Origin of the sequence: Janthinobacterium sp. 67 (assembly GCF_002797895.1) — a bacterium.
Lineage (GTDB): Bacteria > Pseudomonadota > Gammaproteobacteria > Burkholderiales > Burkholderiaceae_D > Janthinobacterium.
The window spans coordinates 1,156,684-1,174,763 of record NZ_PGES01000001.1; the positions used below are offsets into that span (position 1 = coordinate 1,156,684).

The window sequence follows — 18,080 nt, forward strand, 5'->3', positions numbered from 1 at the left end:
TTGGCGGTGGTTGGCGAGCGCCTATTGTAATCGCCCGGGCTGCGCCATGTGCGCCCTGACGAGCTCCAGCCAGGCGCGCGCCGCAAACGACAGCCGCCCTCCCCGGCGCCAGGCCAGCATCAGATTCCATTCCACGGGCGGACCAGCAAGGGGAAGGACGTCGAATTGCGCGGCGTCGAGCGTGTCGCAATACATCTTCGGCAACAGGCAGATACCCACGCCCAGCCGCACCAGCGAGGCAATGAAATCCCACTGGCCGCTGCGGCCCGTGATGCGCGGGGCGAACCCGGCCCGCTGGCAGGCGTCCAGCACGATGTCGTTCAGGGCAAAGGCGGCGCCATAGAAAATGAAGGGACTGTCGGCCAGCTCGGCCAGGGCCACGGAAGCGCGCCCCTGCCACGGCGAACCGGGCGCGGCCAGCAGGCACAGCGGCGAGCGCACGAGGGGCAAGGCTTCGAAATCCTGCCAGGTGGCCGCATTGCCAGGGTAATCGAGCATGGTGCCCAGTTCCACCGCGCCCGTGCGCAAGTCGCGCTCGATCGCCTGCGTGCCGCTTTCGTACATCTTCAGCTCAATCCCGGGATAGCGCTGGTGGTACTCGGCCAGCCACGGCGCCAGGGTCGAGTGCGTCTGCGGCGATACGCCGACGCGCAATTCACCGCGTTCCAGATGTTGCAAGTCGCGCAATTCCACCTTCAGTTCCGCGTGCAGGGCCAGCAGTTCATGCGCGCGCGACAGCACCACCTTGCCCGCGTCCGTCAGGGTAAAGCGCTTGCCCGCGCGGTCGAGCAAGGCCAGGTCCAGCGACTGTTCCAGCTGGGCGACCATCTTGCTGACGGTGGGCTGCGTCACGTGCAGCCTGGCGGCCGCCCGCGTAAAACTGGCTTGCTCGACCACTTCGACGAAGTAGCGCAGGGAGCGGATATCCATGATGCATTCCAATTTCGAATGATAATCATGAGTTTAAGTCATTTTATCTTTTGATGCGGGCTCCCTACAATGCAAGCTTCCCCCTGCCGCTAGAAAGCCTGCCGTGAAAGCCGTCCCTTATGCCACTACCGTCCCACTTTCCGTCCCTGCTTGGCGCCAGCCCGCGCAGACCGTGTGGCAAGTAGGCATCTTGATCGCCGCCTGGTGGCTGGCGGACGAGGCCGCCTCCTCCCTGCACTTGCCGTTTTCCGGCGGTGTGGTGGGGCTGTTCGTGCTCGTGGCCCTGCTGCTGTCGGGCTGGGTGCGGCCTGCCGCCATCGAACTGGGCGCGAACTGGCTGCTGGCCAATATGCTGCTGTTCTTTATTCCGCTGGTCGTGTCCGTGGTGCAGTTTACGCACTTGCTGAAAACCCAGGGCCTCACCCTGTTCCTCGACATCGGCCTGGGCTTTGCCAGCGTGATGCTGGCCACGGCCTTCACCGTGGAATGGGTGTGCCGCCTTGAGCGCAAGCTGCGCCTGCAAAAACTGCTGCGCCAGCGCGCAGCCCGGGCGCAAGCATGAATACCGTGCTCCTGTCCCTGCTGTTTTTGCTGCTGACCCTGGTGCTGTTCTACGCCAACCAGGCGCTGCACCGCCGCCATCCGCACTTTTTGCTCACGCCCGCCATCTGCACCTCGGCGTTACTGATCGTCATCGTGCAAGCCACTTCGACGCCGTTCGCCACGTATTTCGGCGAGACGCGCTGGCTGCCGTGGCTGCTGGGTCCCGCCACCATCGCGTTTGCGCTGCCCATCTTCCAGGAGCGCAAGCTGATCGGCAAACACTGGCTGGCCCTGTCGCTGGGCAGCTGCGCCGGCATCGCCGCGTCGGTCGCCGCCACCCTGCTGCTGGACAAGGTGCTGGGTGTGCACGGCGACATGGCGCGCAGCCTGCTGGCCCGTTCCGTGTCGACGCCGTTCGCGCTGGAAGCGTCGCGCCACATGGGCGGCTCGGCCCAACTGACGGGCATCTTCGTCATCATGACGGGCCTGTTCGGCCTGCTGCTGGGCAAACCGTTGCTGAAACTGCTGCCGCTGCGCATGCGCATCGCCCGTGGCGCCCCGTATGGCGCGGCCGCGCACGGCTTCGGCCTGTCCGTGGCGCGCCGGGTCGGCACGGAAGAAGGCGCCGTGGCCAGCCTGACGATGATTTTTTCCGGCATCGTCACTGTGCTGCTGGCGCCGCTACTGGGCAGATTGTTGGGCTAAGACGCCACGGCACGGGCGTTTATCGGGGATAATACGTCTTTCCCCATTCCAAGCAGCCGCGCCACGATGAAATACCCCGCAGTCCAGCCTTTCAGCGACATCCTGCCACGCCTGCATGAATTCGATGCCATCATCGACGTGCGCAGCCCGTCCGAGTTCGCGGAAGACCATTTGCCGGGCGCCATCAATCTGCCCGTGCTGGACGACGAGCAGCGCATACGCGTCGGCACTTTATACAAACAGACGAGCGCCTTCGAAGCGAAGAAGCTGGGCGCGGCGCTGGTGGCAAAGAATATCGCGCGGCATATCGAAGACGGTTTCCTCGGCCACCCGCAACACTGGAAGCCGCTCGTCTACTGCTGGCGCGGCGGCAACCGCAGCGGCGCCATGGCGCACATCCTCGCGCGCATCGGCTGGCCCGTCACGCAGCTCGAAGGCGGCTACAAGGATTACCGGCGCCACGTGAACGCCGAGCTGGCCACCCTGCCCGAACGCTTCGACTTCATCAACGTGCTGTGCGGCCCCACGGGCAGCGGCAAGAGCCGCTTGCTGCAAGTACTCGACCGGCAAGGCGCCCAGGTGATCGACTTGGAAGATCTGGCGGCCCACCGCGGCTCCGTGCTGGGCGGCTTGCCCGAGGAAGACCAGCCGGCGCAAAAGGCGTTTGAAAGCGCGCTGTGGCAGCAACTGCGCACTTTCGACCCTGCGCTGCCCGTCTTCATCGAATCGGAAAGCAAGAAAGTGGGCCGTTTGCGCGTGCCCGATGCGCTGATGGACAAGATGCGCGCGGCCGCTTGCACGGACGTGCTCCTGGCCACGGACCAGCGCGTGCAATTGCTGATGCAGGACTACGAGCATTTCGTCGGCGACCCGGCCCGCCTGAACGTGCAGCTGGCCCTGTTGACGCAGCTGCACGGCAAGGAGAAAATTGCCCATTGGCAGCAGCTGGCCACTTCTGGGCGCATGGCCGAGCTGGTGGAAGAACTGCTGGTCCAGCATTACGACCCCGTCTATCGGCAATCGATCGCCCGCAACTTCAGCCGCTATGCCCAGGCGACGCCGCTGGTGCTGCCCGATATTTCAGAACATGCCTTTGAGCAAGCCGCGCGCGCATTATGTGCTATCGTCGGCGACAACCGTACCGCCAGCGCCGCGTGATGCCTGGCTTGCCATCTAATTACTTATTTCAGCAGGATGAAGACCATGTCCGATAGCGTTCCAACACCGATCCGATTGACCGAATTTGCCCATGGCGGCGGCTGCGGCTGCAAAATTGCGCCGGGCGTGCTGGCCGACATTCTAAAGGGCAGCGGCGGCTTTCCCCTGCCGAAGGAATTGTTGGTCGGCATAGAAACCTCGGACGACGCGGCCGTTTATCAGCTCAACGATGAGCAAGCGCTGATCGCCACGACGGATTTCTTCATGCCCATCGTCGACGACCCGTTCGACTTCGGCCGCATCGCCGCCACCAACGCCATTTCCGACGTGTACGCCATGGGCGGCACGCCCATCATGGCGCTGGCCCTGGTCGGCATGCCGATCAACAAGCTGCCCGTGGAAACCATCGGTCTCATCCTGAAAGGCGGCGAAACCATCTGCGCCCAGGCCGGCATCCCCATCGCGGGCGGCCACACCATCGATTCCGTCGAACCGATCTATGGCCTCGTCGTGCTGGGCCTCGTCCACCCGTCGCAAGTGAAACGCAATGCGGGTGCGCGCGTCGGCGACAAACTGGTACTGGGCAAGCCGATCGGCGTGGGCATCCTGTCGGCCGCGCTGAAGAAAAATGCGCTCGACGCGGACGGTTACGCTTCCCTGATCGAGAACACCACCAAATTGAATACCCCGGGCAAGAAACTGGCCCTGCTCGATGGCGTGCATGCGCTGACGGACGTGACGGGCTTCGGCTTGCTGGGCCACACCCTGGAACTGGCGCGCGGCGCCAAGCTGCAGGCGCGTATCGCCATGGCTGACGTGCCGCTGCTGCCGCAGGTGCAGCAACTGGCGACCAACGGCAACATCACGGGCGCCTCCGGCCGCAACTGGCAGGGCTACGGTGCGCAAGTGGCGCTGGCCGACAGCCTGAGCGCCATCGACAAAGCGATCCTGACGGACCCGCAAACGGCCGGCCCCCTGCTGGTGGCCTGCGCGCCGGAAGCCGTCGAGCAAGTGCTGGCGATTTTCCGCGCCGAAGGCTTTGGCGACGCCGTCGTCGTCGGCGAGATGCAGGAAGGCACGACCGGGGTTTCCGTATTTTAATGAATATTTTTTGCAAAGGCAGTCCCATGACCACGTTTTCCAACAAATTCCCCGCCATCCTGGCCACCGTCGCCGCCACCCTGGCCATCCACAGCGGCCTGGCGCAGGCGCAGCAAGTGTTGCGCGTGTCAGCCATCCCCGACGAAGCGCCGACGGAATTGCAGCGCAAGTTCAAGCCGCTGGGCAGCTACCTGGAGAAAAAGCTGGGCATGAAGGTGGAATTTACGCCTGTTACCGATTACGCGGCGTCCGTGGAAGGTTTGATCAATCACAAGCTGGATATGGTCTGGTTCGGCGGTTTTACCTTCGTGCAAGCGAACGTGCGCAGCGGCGGCAAGATCGTCCCGCTGGTGCAGCGCGAGGAAGACACGAAGTTCCGCTCCGTGTTCGTGACCACCAGCAAGGACATCAATCAGTTGTCTGACCTGAAGGGCAAGAATTTCACATTCGGTTCGGAATCGTCGACCTCGGGTCACTTGATGCCACGCTACTACCTGCTGGCCGCCAAGATCAACCCGGATACGGACATGAAGCGCATCGCGTTTTCCGGCGCGCATGACGCCACCGTGGCGGCAGTGGCCGGCGGCAAGGTCGATGCGGGCACCCTGAATATCTCCGTGTGGGAAAAACTGGTCGAAGGCAAGAAAGTCGATCCTAGCAAGGTGCGCGTGTTCTACACGACACCGGGCTACTACGACTACAACTGGAGCGTGCGCGCCGACATGAACCCCGCCGTGCGCCAGAAGCTGACGGACGCCTTCCTGGCGCTGGACCCGTCCACGGCCGAAGGCAAGGAAATCCTCGAACTGCAGCGCGCCACCAAGTTCATCCCGACCAAGGCCGAGAACTACAAGGATATCGAAGCGGCTGCGCGCGATGCGAAGCTGTTGAAGTAATTTACGCCGACGCGTTTGCCGTAGGTCGGATTAGCGGCAAAGCCGCGTAATCCGACACAGGCAATGATGCCAACAATGTTGTCGGATTACGGCCACCGGCCTAATCCGACCTACCGATTTCACAAGCATGACATTCCAACTTCACAAGGTCAGCGTCCATCACGCGGGCGCCGCCGGCAATGCGCTGGCCCTGCGCGAGCTCAGCTTGGACGTGGCCCAAGGTGAACAGATCGCCCTGATCGGCCCTTCCGGCGCCGGCAAGACCAGCTTGCTGCACACCCTGGCCTGCGCGCTGCGCCCGGAATCGGGCACATTGAACATCCTGGGCACGTCGCCCTGGCAGCTCGGCAGCGCCGCGCGCCACGCCTTGCGCGCGCGCCTGTTCCTGGCGCCGCAAACGCCGCCGCTGCCGCCGCGCCAGCGGGTCGTCAATACCGTGCTGGCGGGCCGCCTGCCGCAATGGAGCTTGTGGACGGCCATCCGCTCGCTGCTGGCGCCCGTCGACCCGCGCGCCGCGTGGGAAGCGCTCGGTAAATTCAATCTGCAAGACAAACTGTATGCGCGGGTCGACCGCCTGTCAGGCGGCGAACGCCAGCGCTGCGGCATGGCCCGCGCGCTCGTGTCGGATGCGGAAGTCTTTCTCGTCGACGAACCCTTGTCCGCGCTCGATCCCACTCTCGCCTTGCAGACGATTAACGTGCTGCAGACCGAAGCGACGGCGCGCAACGCCACGCTGATCTGCAGCCTGCACCAAGTGGAAATCGCCCGCGCCTGCTTTACGCGCATCGTCGCCCTGCGCGACGGCCAGGTCGTCTTCGATGCACGCAGCAGCGAGGTCAGCGATGCGATGATCGCCGAGCTATACCGCAACAAGGCCGATCCTGCGCCGCAGTTCGAGGCCGTCGAAGCCAACCTGGACGCGGCGAGGCCCCTTTGCTGAAGAGCACCGCCATGCCGCGCGACCCCGCCTGGCGCGGCCGCCTGACTGGCGCCGCAATCATCCTCATCGTGCTGTGGCCGATGCTGGTGCAAGCCGAATTCAAGCCGTGGATTTTATGGGATGCGCAAAGCCTGGCCGCCACCTGGCAATTCATGGCCAGCTTCGTGCCGCCCGCGCACTCACTGGAATTTTTGCAACTGGTGGCCGTATCAAGCTGGGAAACCATCGCCATGGCCACGGCCGGCATGGCGCTGGCCATGCTGGGCGCCATTCCCTTGACCCTGCTGGTGACGGAGCGCTTGTCGATCTCGCGCATCGGCAGCGGAAGAGTGTCGCCGCTGGCCGCCGCCCTGCGCCATTGCGTGCGGGCCTTGCTGGTGCTGCTGCGCAGCGTGCCGGAACTGGTCTGGGCCTTGCTGTTGGTGCGCATCGTGGGACTGGGACCGACGGCGGGCGTGATCGCCATTGCCCTCACCTATTGCGGCATGCTGGGCAAGGTGTATGCGGAAATCCTCGAATCGTCGGATGCGTCCGCCTGTAACGCCCTGCTCCACAACGGCAGCGGCAGATTAAAAGCCTTGCTGTACGGCGCCCTGCCCGAGTCGGCCGCCGAACTGGTGTCGTACACGATTTACCGCTGGGAATGCGCGATCCGCGGCTCCGTCGTCATGGGCTTTGTCGGCGCCGGCGGCCTGGGCCAGCGCATGGATGAATCGATGAAGATGATGGCGGGCAGTGAGTTGGCCACCATGCTGATGGTCTTCGTGCTGCTGGTGGCGGGTGCCGACGCCGTGTCCGCCATGCTGCGCCGGAGGCTGGCATGAAGCATCCGCATTTCACCGCCATGCCCGCGCCTGCGCCCGTGCGCTGGTCGACCTGGGCCTTGCTGGCCGGTTTGCTGCTGCTGGTCATCGCCAGCTTTGCCAGCCTGCCCCTGAAATGGGGCGAGTTCTTCAGCGCGGATGCTCTGCGTACGACGGCCGACTTCCTGCACGGCTTCGCCCCGCCCGAGCTGGCGCCCAACTTCCTCATGAAAGTGGGCGTTGCCACCTTCGAGACCCTGGCCATGTCGGCCATCGGCACGGTCATCGCGGCCCTCGCGGGCGCACTGCTGGCCCTGCCCGCCAGCGGCCGTTTTGGCAACGTGGCGCGCAATGCCACGCGCGCGATACTCAACGTGCTGCGCTCCATTCCCGAACTGGTGTGGGCGTCGATCCTGCTGATCGCCGCCGGCCTGGGCCCCTTCGCGGGCACCCTGGCGCTGGCCCTGCACACGGTGGGCGTGCTGGGACGGTTGTTTGCCGACGCCTTTGAAAACTGCCCGCCCCTGCCTGCCGCCACCTTGCGCATCAATGGCGCGCGCCCCGCCGTGGCCTTTTTGTACGCCACCTTGCCGCAATGCGGGCCGCAGATGATGTCCTACACCCTGTATCGTTGGGAAAACAATATCCGCGCCGCCGCCATCCTCGGCATCGTCGGTGCGGGCGGCCTGGGGCAAATGCTGAAATACCATCTGTCGCTGTTCCAGATGCAGAACGCGGCCACCGTCATCGTCGCCATGCTGCTGATGGTGGCCGCCGTCGATGGCCTCAGCTACCTGCTGCGCCGCGCCATGACCCGTTAACCTTACTTTTTACAAGGAAAATCCATGGCAGGCTGGTGGACCATTATCTCAACGGAAACTCCGGAACAAATGGCCAATATGACGAAGGTCAACAAGGAAGCGCTTCTCGCCAGCTGGGAAGCGGGCCTGTTCGGCGCGGACTGGATCGCGCAATTGTGCCAGCAAGGCAAGGCGACGCAGCTGACGTTCAATGGCTTTCCCAACCGCTACACGGCGCTGGCGGACGTCGTCGTGCCTCTGCTGCAGGCAGGCATCGCCGATGCGCAGGAGGGCGCATTCCCCCGCGACCAACCCACGGCTTGGCCGGGCACCATCACCATGCATGCGCAGCGCATCGCCGCCTGCGCGCCGGGACAGCTGCTGACGGTGGAAATATGGGATCAATCATGACAGCTCAACATGGCAAGGTTCCCCTGCAGACCGAGCACCTGGCCTGGTTCAGCCAGCACCTGGGCGGGCGCTTCCGCACGGCAGGATTGCGCATACAATTTCATGACAGCCAGCAAGCTGGCATCCATTGGCAGGTGGCATGTCCCGAAGAATACCAGGCGGCCATCCTGCAAGGCTTGCATGAGGGCATGAACGACGCTTTTCCCCACTATCTGGCAAGCCGCGGCATGTGGATCACGGCCGTGCTGGTGGACGACGTCAACTCCTCACCCGATGCCTTTTACCGCGCGGCCTTGCTGGCGGTCGCCCAGGCCAGGGCACTGTTGGAACTGTCAGGACGCGCATACAACTTGGCGTGAGTAAATATACGGGAACGGCAACAAACCAGGCTGCGATCCTGTTAATATTATTTAATACTTTTCACCTCCACGGCCGCGCCGACCAGTTAAGGAATGTCGCAGAATTGAATCACATCGTCATCCGCCCCAGCAGCGCCGCCGACTGGCTGGCGTTGAAGTCCACGCGTCTGGCCGCCCTGCTCGACGCGCCCACGGCCTTTGGCGCCAGCCACGCCAGCGCGGCCGGTTTTTCCGATGCCGACTGGCAGCAGCGCGCCACCAGCACGCCACAGCGCACGTTTTTCCTCGCCTTTGACGGAGAACAAGCCATCGGCCTGGCCGCACAAGTGGTGGCCGGCAATGGCGAGTGTCATCTGATCGCCATGTGGGTACAGTCCGAATATCGGGGCCTGGCCGTGGCGCAAGGCCTGGTCGATGCCGTGAAACAATGCGCCGTGGGCAATGGCCATCCTCGGCTGGTGCTCGACGTGGCGCCGGAGAATGCGCGCGCGGCGGCGTTTTACCAGAAACAGGGCTTTGTCTTTTTACCGGTATGGGAAGCGCTGGAAAGCCATCCGCATATCCGCGTGCAGAAGATGGAGTGGCGGGCGCCGGCTTGAACGCCATCCATCTGTACACATAACAACAATCCCACAATGCTCGATACCGCTGCTTTCCCACAGAATGCGCGGGAGCGACGACAGTGTGCTCGAATTAGCATTCGACAACGACCAAACTGCGCAGTGACTAACGGAATGTCTACTTGACCCGCTGCTTTTCCAGCTTGCGCGCCAGCGTGCGCCGGTGCATGCCCAGCCTTCTCGCCGTTTCCGAGATATTGAAATCCGTCTCGGCCAGCATTTCGTGGATGCGTTCCCATTCCAGGGTCTTGATGTTGGTGGCGCGGTTCGTCAGTTCGATGTCGGCGTTGCCGGCCACGTGGCCGAAGGCCGCTTCGATGTCGTCCGTGTTCGACGGCTTGGCCAGATACTGGCAGGCGCCCAGCTTGATCGCTTCGACGGCCGTGCCGATGCTGGCGTAGCCGGTCAGCACGACGATCAGCATGTCCGGGTCATGCTGGTGCAGCATCTGCACGCAGGCCAGGCCCGAGGTATTGCCATTGAGTTTCAGGTCGACGACGGCGTAGTCGGGGCAATGCTGCTCGAGCAGGGCGCTCGCTTCGTCGAAATTGGTGGCCAGGATGACCTGGTAGCCGCGCCGCTCGAACGAACGGCCCAGGGTGCGGGCAAACGCGGCGTCGTCTTCCACGATCAGTAACAGACGGTCATCCTGCATGGGGGTCGCTTTCTCTTTCCAGTTTGATGGCCGCCAGCGGCAAGGCCAGGTGCACCACCGCCCCGCCCTGCACCCGGTTGCGCGCCGTCACCGTGCCGCCCAGGGTGCGCGCGACATTGACCACTAGGAACAAACCAAGGCCGCCGCCGGGCTTGCCCTTGCTGCTTTGATACGGCTTGCCCAGGTGCGTGAGCATCGATGGCTCGAAGCCGGGGCCCGCATCGGTAATGACCAGGTGCAAGGCGTCCGCTTCGCGCGTCGCTTCAAAACGCAGCCACTCGGGCGACGCTTCCAGCGCATTGTCGAGCACGTTGCAAATGGTTTGTTTCAGCGTCGAATCGAAGACGACGGGCACGTCGTGCTCGATGCGGTTATCGTACTCGAAATCCTGGATCGGGCGGCTGGTGCGCCACTCGTCGACCAGGTCGTTGAGGAAGGTATTGATTGTCGTTTTCACGGAAGATTCCCCGCGCGCCTCGCCCGCCGACAATAAAATGCCGCTGACGATGCTCTTGCAGCGCTGCAGCTGCGCCTGCATTTCCGTGATTTCTTCCAGCAATTCGCTGTTCTTGCTCAATTCCGGCATGCGGCGCCAGTCGCCGAGGATGACGGAGAGTGTTGCCAGCGGCGTGCCCAGCTCGTGCGCGGCGCCCGATGCCAGCAAGCCCATGCGGATGATGTGCTCTTCTTCCGCCGCGCGCTGCCGCAAGTCCGCCACCTTGGCGTCGCCGGCGCGCTGGTTGCGGTTGATGCGCGTGATGAAGACCACCAGCAAGGCCGCGTTCAGGATGAAACAGATCAGCAAGCCTTGCACGTACAGGCTGGAAAAGCCCCGCTCGGGGTCGATCGGCAGGATCAGGGGGCCGGGCAGCAAGGCCAGGCCGGCCAGGCACAGGCTGGTGATGGCCACCATGATCCACGTCGACCACACTTCCAGCAGGACGGCGCTGAGGATGACTTGCAGTAAATACAGGAAGGCAAACGGATTGCTGATGCCGCCGCTCAGGTAAAGCTGGGCCGTCAGCACGGTGACGTCGACCAGCAAGGCGAGGAACAGGGCCGTGTTGGAGACGGGCTGGCGTTCGTGCCAGCGCAACAGGCTGGCCAGGTTGAAGGCGATGAGGCAGGACAGCACTTCGAGCATGTAGGGCACGGGCAAGGCGATGCCCAGTCCCACGCCCACGCCGAAGATCGTGCTGATCTGGCCGATCACGGCCAGCCAGCGCAGCTGGATCAGCAGCTTCATGTTCTGGTGGCCGGCCGGATGTTCCATCTCGGCCGCCACCGCGCCGCGCTCCAGCACTTCGCGGTTGGGCAGGATCTCAATCCTGCCCGGCATGGTCGCTCTCTTGCGTGCCGGCGCGGCGGCGCGCGCGGCGACGCTTGTCTTCGCGCACGATCCACCACGTGATGCCGGCCACCATCAGGGCCAGCGCAAACCACGTCAAGGCGTACACGAGGTGGTTGTTGTGGAAGGAAACCACGGTCAGTCCGCCGACGGGAGCGTCGCTGGCCGTTTCCGATTTGGCCTTCGCGTCGACAAAATATGGCGCCACCTTGGTCAGCATGTGCGAGGCGCCGATGGCGGCCACATCGCGCGAATACCAGTGCTGCGTGGCAGGACTGTTTTCGCGCAAGAAACCACCGCCCGTCTCGCTGACGCGCAGCAAGCCGTCGACGTGGACGATGCCGGCCGGCGTGCTGGCGGCGATGCCTTCGCGTTTCGGCACAAAGCCGCGGTTGACCAGCACGGTGCTGCCATCGGCCAGGCGCAATGGCGTCATCAGCCAGTAACCGCTGCCCAGTGCCGTCGTTGCTTGCACCAGGGTATTGAAAATGGGGAGATAGGTACCGGAGAGTCGCACATGGCGGTATTCGTCCGTTTGCTGCGTGATGCTGGCCCAGGCTGCGGGTCCAGGTGCGTCCGTTGCGGGCGCATGTACGCGTTGTTCGACGCGCTCGATCAGGTCAAGCTTCCAGAACAGGCGCTTGACTTGCCAGGTGCCCAGGGCACAGAAACCGGCAAACAGGATCCCCGCCAGCACGGCCAGCGCATATCGCACGACCATGCCGCGTGGGCCTGGCGCGGCATCTTGCGATGCGGCGCCAGGGGCGCGCCCGGTACTGCCAGGGCGCGTTTGACTCATCATGGAGCCGTTTTCGTATGCATGTACTCAGGCATCAGATCCGGCATCATGTTGTGGTTCATGTGGTACATGACCCACAGGGAACCGGCCATCGCAATGCCCACGATCATGACGGTGAAGATCAGCGCCATCATGTTCCAGCCGCCTTCGGACTTCGTGTTCATGTGCAGGAAGTACACCATGTGCACGACCACTTGAACAGCCGCGAACGCCAGCAGGACCAGGCCCATGGTGCCCGAGTTGGTGATGGCTTTCGTCATCACCAGCCAGAAAGGAATGGCCGTCAGGATCACCGACAGGATGAAGCCGATGGTATAGCTTTTCAGGCTGCCATGATCGTGGTTGTCATGGTGGTGGCTATCGCCGTGTGTGTGGTGGTCGCTCATGGCAGCACTCCCATCAGGTAGACAAAGGTGAAGACGCCGATCCAGATGACGTCCAGGAAGTGCCAGAACAGCGACAGGCACATCATGCGGCGGCCGTTTTCCGGGGTCAGGCCATGCTTGTTCAACTGGAACATCAGGGTCACGAGCCAGATCACGCCGAACGTCACGTGCAAGCCGTGGGTGCCGACCAGGGCGAAGAACGACGACAGGAACGCGCTGCGCTGCGGACCGGCGCCTTCGTGGATCAGATGAATGAATTCATACATTTCCAGCGACAGGAAGGCCAGGCCGAACAGGCCCGTGATGGCCAGCCAGACCAGGGTGCTGCGCAATTGCTTGCGCTGCATGGCCAGCATGGCGAAGCCGTAGGTGATCGACGACAGCAGCAGCATGGCCGTGTTGACGGCCACCAGCGGCAGGTCGAACAGCGCGGCGCCCGTCGGGCCGTCCGCGTAGCTGCGGCCCAGCACTGCATAGGTGGCGAACAGACAGGCGAAGATCAGGCAATCGCTCATCAGGTAAAGCCAGAAACCCAGCAGGCTGCCGTTTTCCGGGTGGTGCTCGCGCACAAAGTAGCTGCGCGTGCTTGGTGCGGCGCCAGCGGCGCCGGTGTTATGGGCGATGGTATCAGACATGGCTGCTCAGCAATTTAGTATAAGCGTCTTCGGTACGGATGACTTCTTCCGCAGGAATGTAGTAATCGCGCTTGTAGTTAAAGGTATGGACGATGATGGCGGCCATCATGATCACGAAGCCGACGCTGGCGACGAGCCACATTTGCCAGATCAGGCCAAAACCGACCAGTGCGGACAGTGCGGCGATCACGAAACCGGCCCAGGTGTTCTTCGGCATGTGGATCTTCGTGAAACCGGACGTCGGACGCTGGTAACCGTGTTTCTTCATGTCAGTCCATGCATCGAGTTCGTGCACTTGTGGCGTGAAGGCGAAATTATAGTCTGGCGGTGGCGACGATGTCGCCCATTCCAGCGTACGGCCGCCCCATGGGTCGCCGGTCACGTCGCGCAGGGCGTGACGGTTGCGGAAACTGACATAGAACTGCATCAGCAAGGAGCCGATACCCAGCGCGATCGAGACGGCGCCAAACCAGGCGATGATGGTCCAGATTTGCAAGGATGGATCTTCAAAGTGGTTGACACGGCGGGTCACGCCCATCAGGCCCAGCACGTACAGCGGCATGAAGGCCAGGTAGAAACCGACGAACCAGAACCAGAACGAGCACTTGCCCCAGAACGTGTCGAGCTTGTAGCCGAAGGCTTTCGGGAACCAGTAGTTAATCGCAGCGAACACACCGAAGACCACGCCGCCGATAATCACGTTATGGAAGTGGGCGATCAGGAACAGGCTGTTGTGCAGCACGAAGTCCGCCGGTGGTACGGCCAGCAGCACGCCGGTCATGCCGCCGATGGTGAAGGTGACCATGAAGCCGATCGTCCACAGCATCGGCAGTTCAAAGCGGATGCGGCCGCGGTACATGGTAAACAGCCAGTTGAAGATCTTCGCGCCCGTCGGGATCGAGATGATCATCGTCGTGATGCCGAAGAAGGAGTTGACGCTGGCGCCCGAACCCATGGTGAAGAAGTGATGCAGCCATACCAGGTACGACAAAATCATGATGACGCAGGTGGCGTACACCATCGACGCATAGCCGAACAGGCGCTTGCTGCAGAACGTGGCAACGACTTCCGAGAACACGCCGAACAGCGGCAGGATCAGGATGTACACCTCCGGGTGGCCCCAGATCCAGATCAGGTTGACGTACATCATGGCGTTGCCGCCCAGTTCCGTCGTGAAGAAGTTAAAGCCGGCAACGCGGTCCAGAGACAGCATGGCCAGTACGGCCGTCAGCACCGGGAAGGCGGCGACGATCAGGATGTTGGTGCACAGTGCGGTCCAGGTGAAAATCGGCATGCGCATCCAGGTCATGCCCGGCGCGCGCATCTTGACGATGGTGGCGATCAGGTTGACACCGGACAGCAGCGTCCCGACCCCGGCAATCTGCAATGACCAGATGTAATAGTCTACCCCCACGTCCGGACTGCCGACGATGCCCGACAGCGGCGGATAGGCCAGCCAGCCCGTGCGGGCGAATTCGCCGACGAACAGGGAAGCCATCACCAGGACGGCGCCCATGGTGGTCATCCAGAAGCTGAAGTTGTTCAGGAATGGGAAAGCCACGTCGCGCGCGCCGATTTGCAGCGGCACCACGTAGTTCATCAGACCCGTCACGAAAGGCATCGCGACGAAGAAGATCATGATCACGCCGTGGGCGGTGAAGATCTGGTCGTAGTGATGCGGTGGCAGGAAGCCGGCATTGTCGCCAAAGGCGATGGCCTGCTGGGTACGCATCATGAGCGCGTCGGCAAAGCCGCGCAGCAGCATGATCAGGCCCAGGATCATGTACATGATACCGATTTTTTTATGGTCGATACTGGTGATCCAGTCGCGCCACAGGGTACCCCAGACGCGGAAATACGTCAGTGCCGCAACGAGTGCGATACCGCCCAGGGCGACCATCGCAAAGGTCGCCAGCAGGATAGGTTCGTGAAATGGAATTGCATCCCAAGTCAGACGGCCGAATATAAGCTTCGTCAGATCAATATGGTCTAGCATTGTTACTCTCAGAGAAAAAAGGGAGGCGCCAGGCAAGCGGCGCCAGTATCTGCAGCGCAATGCGCTGCGGGATTCATGCAGTCGTTACTTGGCTTGAACGCCCTTTTCAACTACTGCATCGCTAGCGACTACTGCCGTTACGGCCGCTACCGGGCTATTTGCCATCGTCAATTTGTATGGCTCGACCGGCGTCACGCACAGGGCGTCGGAAACGATGGTGCGATTCAGGATTGCCTTGTACAGATCGTTAGGCACGGCGCTGTAGTGACGCACCGGATCGCGTTCGCTAGGCTGGGCCAGCGACAGGTAGTCGTCGCGGTTCAGCGCGCCGCCACCGGCGCGTGCCGATGCCACCCATTTGTCGAAGTCCGCATCATTGACACCGTGGAACTTGAAGCGCATGCCCGAGAAACCGGCACCGCTGTAGTTCGCGGAGAAACCCTTGTATTCGCCAGGCTTGTTGATGACGGCATTCAACTGCGTTTCCATGCCCGGCATGGCGTAGATCTGACCTGCCAGTGCGGGGATGAAGAACGAGTTCATGACGGACGACGCGGTGATCTTGAAGCGGATCGGACGATCGACGGGCGCATACAGTTCATTCACGGAAGCGATGCCTTGCTCCGGGTAGATGAACAGCCATTTCCAGTCCAGGGCCACGACTTCGACGATCATCGGCTTGTGGCTGGCAGGAATGGGACGATTGGCGTCGATACGGCTCAATGGGCGGTATGGATCGAGGGTGTGGGTGCTGATCCAGGTCAGCAGGCCCAGCACGATAATGATCAACAGGGGCGCGCCCCAGATAATCAGCTCGAGGCGAGTCGAGTGGTCCCAGTCCGGCTCGTATTTGGCCGCGGTGTTGTTTTTTCTATAGCGCCATGCGAAAAGCAGGGTCAGGGCGATTACCGGAACGATAATCAACAGCATCAGCAATGTCGAGATGACAATCAGATTGCCTTGCTGAACTGCGATGTCACCAGACGGATTCAGTACCACCGTATTGCAACCAGCCAACAATGCGAGAGGTAAAAGAAACAGTCCGCGACGAACTTTTAATGAAAACATACAGGAAAGTCCAGTACAGGGGATGAAGATATGGTACTGTATTCTCACTGGAGCGCGTTGGCAATTGGACGTTTTGTCCTACCCCTTGCTCGGACTTTTACTAGGCAATTGAGGAGTTTTCCTACAGCTACCTATTGAATAGTCCTACTCCGGGCGTGAGACACCCGGAGTATGTTACGCGTTGGCCGAACTCGAAACTATATTGGAGACGATCATCATGTCCAGCACGCGCACACACGGCGGGGACGTACCCGCCGACTTTGCCCCCCATTCCCTGCGCGACGCACGCGGGGCCGGCACGGTCGAATCGCATATCGACCCCGGTGAGATCGCCGTCGGCGTGATCATCGGCCGCGCTTCCGAATACTTTGACTTCTTTGTCTACGCCATCGCCTCGGTGCTGGTGTTTCCGCGCGTCTTCTTCCCGTTCGAGGAACGCCTGGAGGGTACCTTATATGCATTCCTGATCTTTTCGTTCGCATTCATCGCCCGCCCCTTCGGCACCGTGATCTTCATGGAAATCCAGCGCCGCATGGGGCGCAGCGCCAAGCTGACGTTCGCCCTCTTCCTGCTGGGCGTGTCGACCGCCGGCATCGCCTTCCTGCCGACCTATGCCCACCTGGGCTTTGCCGCCATCGTCTGGCTGTCCGTGCTGCGCATCGGCCAGGGCGTGGCCCTGGGCGGTTCCTGGGATGGCTTGCCATCGCTGCTGGCCCTGAACGCGCCGCAGAACAAGCGCGGCTGGTATGCCATGCTGGGCCAGCTGGGCGCGCCCGCCGGCTTCCTCATCGCCGCCGGCCTGTTCTGGTTCATGCTCACCACCCTGACGGACGAAGAATTCCTCGACTGGGGCTGGCGCTATCCTTTCTACGTGGCGTTCGCCATCAACGTGGTGGCCCTGTTTGCCCGCCTGCGCCTGGTGTCGACGAATGAATATGCGCGCCTGCTGGACGAACGCGAACTGCAGCCCGTGAGCGTGTTTGAAATGAGCCGCGGCCAGGGCCGCAACGTGCTGATCGGCGCCCTCGCCGCGCTGGCCAGCTACGCCCTGTTCCACCTCGTGACCGTGTTCCCGCTGTCGTGGATCTCCGTCTACCAGACCCGTTCCGCTTCGGACTTCCTGCAAATCCAGATGATGGGCGCCGTGCTGGCCGCCATCGGCGTGGTGATTTCCGGCTTGCTGGCCGATAAAGTGGGCCGCCGCACCACCTTGGGCGTGCTGGCCGTGCTGATCGCCATCTTCAGCGCCTTCGTGCCGACCCTGATGGGTGGCGGCAATACGGGCCAGGACGTGTTCATCCTCGTGGGCTTCAGCCTGCTGGGCTTGTCCTACGGCCAGGCAGCCGGCGCCGTGACGGCCAACTTCCCTGCCCGCTTCCGCTACACGGGTGCGGCGCTGACGTCCGACCTGGCCTGGCTCGTGGGTGCCGGCTTCGCCCCGCTCGTGGCGCTGGGCCTGTCGGCCAACTTCGGTCTCGCCTACGTCAGCTTCTACCTGCTGTCGGGCGCCGTCGCCTCGCTGGCCGCCCTGAGCCTGAACCGGGCGCTGGAAATCCGCGACTGACATATATAGAGGCAATCCGGGTGGCAGCGCCCACCCGTAACACCCCAGGAAACGCCGGCATCGTCCGGCGTTTTTTCGTAGGTCGGCTTAGCCCGCAGGGCGTATGCCGACAGGCGCCGCCACGAAGATTGTCAGATTACGCCGCGCTAATCTGACCTACGCAGCTAAAACTGACATATATATAGAGAGAGTCAATTGGGATGGCAGCGCCCCGCCACCCGGAACACCCCAGGAAACGCCGGCACCGTCCGGCGTTTTTTCGTAGGTCGGCTTGGCCCGCAGGGCGTAAGCCGACAGGCGCCGCCACGAAGGTGTCAGATTACGCCGCGCTAATCTGACCTACGCAGCTAAAACTGACATATT

Annotated in this window: 20 protein-coding genes; 12 read left to right on the forward strand and 8 right to left on the reverse strand. The window is 62.5% G+C overall.

Annotation, left to right across the window (positions count from 1 at the left end; genetic code table 11):
* Window positions 1-21: 21 nt before the first annotated feature.
* Window positions 22-930: a LysR family transcriptional regulator gene (locus CLU90_RS05165; RefSeq protein WP_092708282.1), complete on the reverse strand. Its 909-nt coding sequence runs from the start codon at window positions 928-930 to the stop codon at window positions 22-24.
* 103 nt (window positions 931-1,033) lie between these two features.
* Between CLU90_RS05165 and CLU90_RS05170 the strand changes: the two genes are divergently transcribed.
* The 11 genes from CLU90_RS05170 (at window position 1,034) to CLU90_RS05220 (ending at window position 9,245) form a co-directional block, all read left to right on the forward strand.
* Window positions 1,034-1,492 (forward strand): CidA/LrgA family protein, encoded by a 459-nt coding sequence (locus CLU90_RS05170; RefSeq protein ID WP_092708285.1) that lies wholly within the window; start codon window positions 1,034-1,036, stop codon window positions 1,490-1,492.
* Window positions 1,489-2,178 (forward strand): LrgB family protein, encoded by a 690-nt coding sequence (locus tag CLU90_RS05175; protein WP_092708288.1) that lies wholly within the window; start codon window positions 1,489-1,491, stop codon window positions 2,176-2,178. The genes CLU90_RS05170 and CLU90_RS05175 overlap by 4 nt, the downstream gene beginning before the upstream one ends.
* Before the next feature lie 66 nt (window positions 2,179-2,244).
* The gene (mnmH, locus tag CLU90_RS05180; protein ID WP_092708291.1) at window positions 2,245-3,336 is read left to right on the forward strand and encodes a tRNA 2-selenouridine(34) synthase MnmH; all 1,092 of its coding nucleotides are present in this window, start codon (window positions 2,245-2,247) and stop codon (window positions 3,334-3,336) included.
* Window positions 3,337-3,381: 45 nt separating this feature from the next.
* Window positions 3,382-4,437, forward strand: coding sequence for a selenide, water dikinase SelD (gene selD, locus CLU90_RS05185; protein ID WP_092709781.1), 1,056 nt, complete (start codon window positions 3,382-3,384; stop codon window positions 4,435-4,437).
* Window positions 4,438-4,463: 26 nt separating this feature from the next.
* Window positions 4,464-5,333 carry a putative selenate ABC transporter substrate-binding protein gene (locus CLU90_RS05190; RefSeq protein WP_092709784.1) on the forward strand — a complete coding sequence of 290 codons (870 nt, stop codon included), beginning with the start codon at window positions 4,464-4,466 and terminating at the stop codon, window positions 5,331-5,333.
* Window positions 5,334-5,460: 127 nt separating this feature from the next.
* A complete protein-coding gene (locus CLU90_RS05195; RefSeq protein WP_092708294.1) occupies window positions 5,461-6,273 on the forward strand; it encodes a phosphonate ABC transporter ATP-binding protein in 813 nt (270 codons plus the stop codon).
* Between the two features lie 11 nt (window positions 6,274-6,284).
* On the forward strand, window positions 6,285-7,097 hold the full coding sequence (locus tag CLU90_RS05200; RefSeq protein WP_092709787.1) for a PhnE/PtxC family ABC transporter permease: 813 nt from the start codon (window positions 6,285-6,287) through the stop codon (window positions 7,095-7,097).
* Window positions 7,094-7,897 carry a phosphonate ABC transporter, permease protein PhnE gene (gene phnE, locus CLU90_RS05205; RefSeq protein ID WP_092708297.1) on the forward strand — a complete coding sequence of 268 codons (804 nt, stop codon included), beginning with the start codon at window positions 7,094-7,096 and terminating at the stop codon, window positions 7,895-7,897. Before CLU90_RS05200 ends, phnE begins: the two co-directional genes overlap by 4 nt.
* Window positions 7,898-7,966: 69 nt before the next feature.
* Window positions 7,967-8,287, forward strand: coding sequence for a hypothetical protein (locus CLU90_RS05210; protein ID WP_092708300.1), 321 nt, complete (start codon window positions 7,967-7,969; stop codon window positions 8,285-8,287).
* Window positions 8,284-8,646 (forward strand): hypothetical protein, encoded by a 363-nt coding sequence (locus CLU90_RS05215; protein ID WP_092708303.1) that lies wholly within the window; start codon window positions 8,284-8,286, stop codon window positions 8,644-8,646. The genes CLU90_RS05210 and CLU90_RS05215 overlap by 4 nt, the downstream gene beginning before the upstream one ends.
* 104 nt (window positions 8,647-8,750) lie before the next feature.
* Entirely contained in the window at window positions 8,751-9,245 is a 495-nt protein-coding gene (locus CLU90_RS05220) for a GNAT family N-acetyltransferase (RefSeq protein ID WP_092708306.1), read from the forward strand.
* 139 nt (window positions 9,246-9,384) lie between these two features.
* On the opposite strand, the gene CLU90_RS05225 is transcribed toward CLU90_RS05220, so the two are convergent.
* The 7 genes from CLU90_RS05225 to cyoA all read right to left on the reverse strand — a co-directional run bounded on the left by CLU90_RS05225 (window position 9,385) and on the right by cyoA (window position 16,153).
* Window positions 9,385-9,921, reverse strand: coding sequence for a response regulator transcription factor (locus CLU90_RS05225; RefSeq protein ID WP_034748067.1), 537 nt, complete (start codon window positions 9,919-9,921; stop codon window positions 9,385-9,387).
* On the reverse strand, window positions 9,911-11,260 hold the full coding sequence (locus tag CLU90_RS05230) for an ATP-binding protein (RefSeq protein ID WP_092708309.1): 1,350 nt from the start codon (window positions 11,258-11,260) through the stop codon (window positions 9,911-9,913). The genes CLU90_RS05225 and CLU90_RS05230 overlap by 11 nt, the downstream gene beginning before the upstream one ends.
* Window positions 11,244-12,071, reverse strand: a complete 828-nt coding sequence (locus tag CLU90_RS05235) for an SURF1 family protein (RefSeq protein ID WP_092708313.1) — start codon at window positions 12,069-12,071, stop codon at window positions 11,244-11,246. The genes CLU90_RS05230 and CLU90_RS05235 overlap by 17 nt, the downstream gene beginning before the upstream one ends.
* Window positions 12,068-12,454: a cytochrome o ubiquinol oxidase subunit IV gene (cyoD, locus tag CLU90_RS05240; RefSeq protein WP_092708316.1), complete on the reverse strand. Its 387-nt coding sequence runs from the start codon at window positions 12,452-12,454 to the stop codon at window positions 12,068-12,070. Before cyoD ends, CLU90_RS05235 begins: the two co-directional genes overlap by 4 nt.
* Complete coding sequence (gene cyoC, locus CLU90_RS05245; RefSeq protein WP_092708319.1) at window positions 12,451-13,089, reverse strand: cytochrome o ubiquinol oxidase subunit III; 639 nt, start codon at window positions 13,087-13,089, stop codon at window positions 12,451-12,453. The genes cyoD and cyoC overlap by 4 nt, the downstream gene beginning before the upstream one ends.
* The gene (gene cyoB / locus CLU90_RS05250) at window positions 13,082-15,085 is read right to left on the reverse strand and encodes a cytochrome o ubiquinol oxidase subunit I (protein ID WP_092708322.1); all 2,004 of its coding nucleotides are present in this window, start codon (window positions 15,083-15,085) and stop codon (window positions 13,082-13,084) included. Before cyoB ends, cyoC begins: the two co-directional genes overlap by 8 nt.
* Window positions 15,086-15,169: 84 nt before the next feature.
* Window positions 15,170-16,153 carry a ubiquinol oxidase subunit II gene (gene cyoA / locus CLU90_RS05255; RefSeq protein ID WP_232731081.1) on the reverse strand — a complete coding sequence of 328 codons (984 nt, stop codon included), beginning with the start codon at window positions 16,151-16,153 and terminating at the stop codon, window positions 15,170-15,172.
* Between the two features lie 217 nt (window positions 16,154-16,370).
* Here cyoA and CLU90_RS05260 point away from each other — a divergent pair, with 217 nt between their 5' ends.
* Window positions 16,371-17,717 (forward strand): MFS transporter, encoded by a 1,347-nt coding sequence (locus tag CLU90_RS05260; protein WP_092709794.1) that lies wholly within the window; start codon window positions 16,371-16,373, stop codon window positions 17,715-17,717.
* Window positions 17,718-18,080 lie beyond the last annotated feature (363 nt).

Coding starts and splice junctions, on each gene's coding strand:
- CLU90_RS05195 (WP_092708294.1), top strand. CDS start 5,461: ATGACATTCCAACTTCACAAGGTCAGCGTCCATCACGCGGGCGCCGCC.
- cyoC (WP_092708319.1), bottom strand. CDS start 13,089: ATGTCTGATACCATCGCCCATAACACCGGCGCCGCTGGCGCCGCACCA.
- CLU90_RS05200 (WP_092709787.1), top strand. CDS start 6,285: ATGCCGCGCGACCCCGCCTGGCGCGGCCGCCTGACTGGCGCCGCAATC.
- selD (WP_092709781.1), top strand. CDS start 3,382: ATGTCCGATAGCGTTCCAACACCGATCCGATTGACCGAATTTGCCCAT.
- CLU90_RS05215 (WP_092708303.1), top strand. CDS start 8,284: ATGACAGCTCAACATGGCAAGGTTCCCCTGCAGACCGAGCACCTGGCC.
- CLU90_RS05235 (WP_092708313.1), bottom strand. CDS start 12,071: ATGATGAGTCAAACGCGCCCTGGCAGTACCGGGCGCGCCCCTGGCGCC.
- cyoB (WP_092708322.1), bottom strand. CDS start 15,085: ATGCTAGACCATATTGATCTGACGAAGCTTATATTCGGCCGTCTGACT.
- CLU90_RS05165 (WP_092708282.1), bottom strand. CDS start 930: ATGGATATCCGCTCCCTGCGCTACTTCGTCGAAGTGGTCGAGCAAGCC.
- phnE (WP_092708297.1), top strand. CDS start 7,094: ATGAAGCATCCGCATTTCACCGCCATGCCCGCGCCTGCGCCCGTGCGC.
- mnmH (WP_092708291.1), top strand. CDS start 2,245: ATGAAATACCCCGCAGTCCAGCCTTTCAGCGACATCCTGCCACGCCTG.
- CLU90_RS05230 (WP_092708309.1), bottom strand. CDS start 11,260: ATGCCGGGCAGGATTGAGATCCTGCCCAACCGCGAAGTGCTGGAGCGC.
- CLU90_RS05175 (WP_092708288.1), top strand. CDS start 1,489: ATGAATACCGTGCTCCTGTCCCTGCTGTTTTTGCTGCTGACCCTGGTG.
- cyoA (WP_232731081.1), bottom strand. CDS start 16,153: ATGTTTTCATTAAAAGTTCGTCGCGGACTGTTTCTTTTACCTCTCGCA.
- CLU90_RS05190 (WP_092709784.1), top strand. CDS start 4,464: ATGACCACGTTTTCCAACAAATTCCCCGCCATCCTGGCCACCGTCGCC.
- CLU90_RS05210 (WP_092708300.1), top strand. CDS start 7,967: ATGGCCAATATGACGAAGGTCAACAAGGAAGCGCTTCTCGCCAGCTGG.
- CLU90_RS05225 (WP_034748067.1), bottom strand. CDS start 9,921: ATGCAGGATGACCGTCTGTTACTGATCGTGGAAGACGACGCCGCGTTT.
- CLU90_RS05260 (WP_092709794.1), top strand. CDS start 16,371: ATGTCCAGCACGCGCACACACGGCGGGGACGTACCCGCCGACTTTGCC.
- cyoD (WP_092708316.1), bottom strand. CDS start 12,454: ATGAGCGACCACCACACACACGGCGATAGCCACCACCATGACAACCAC.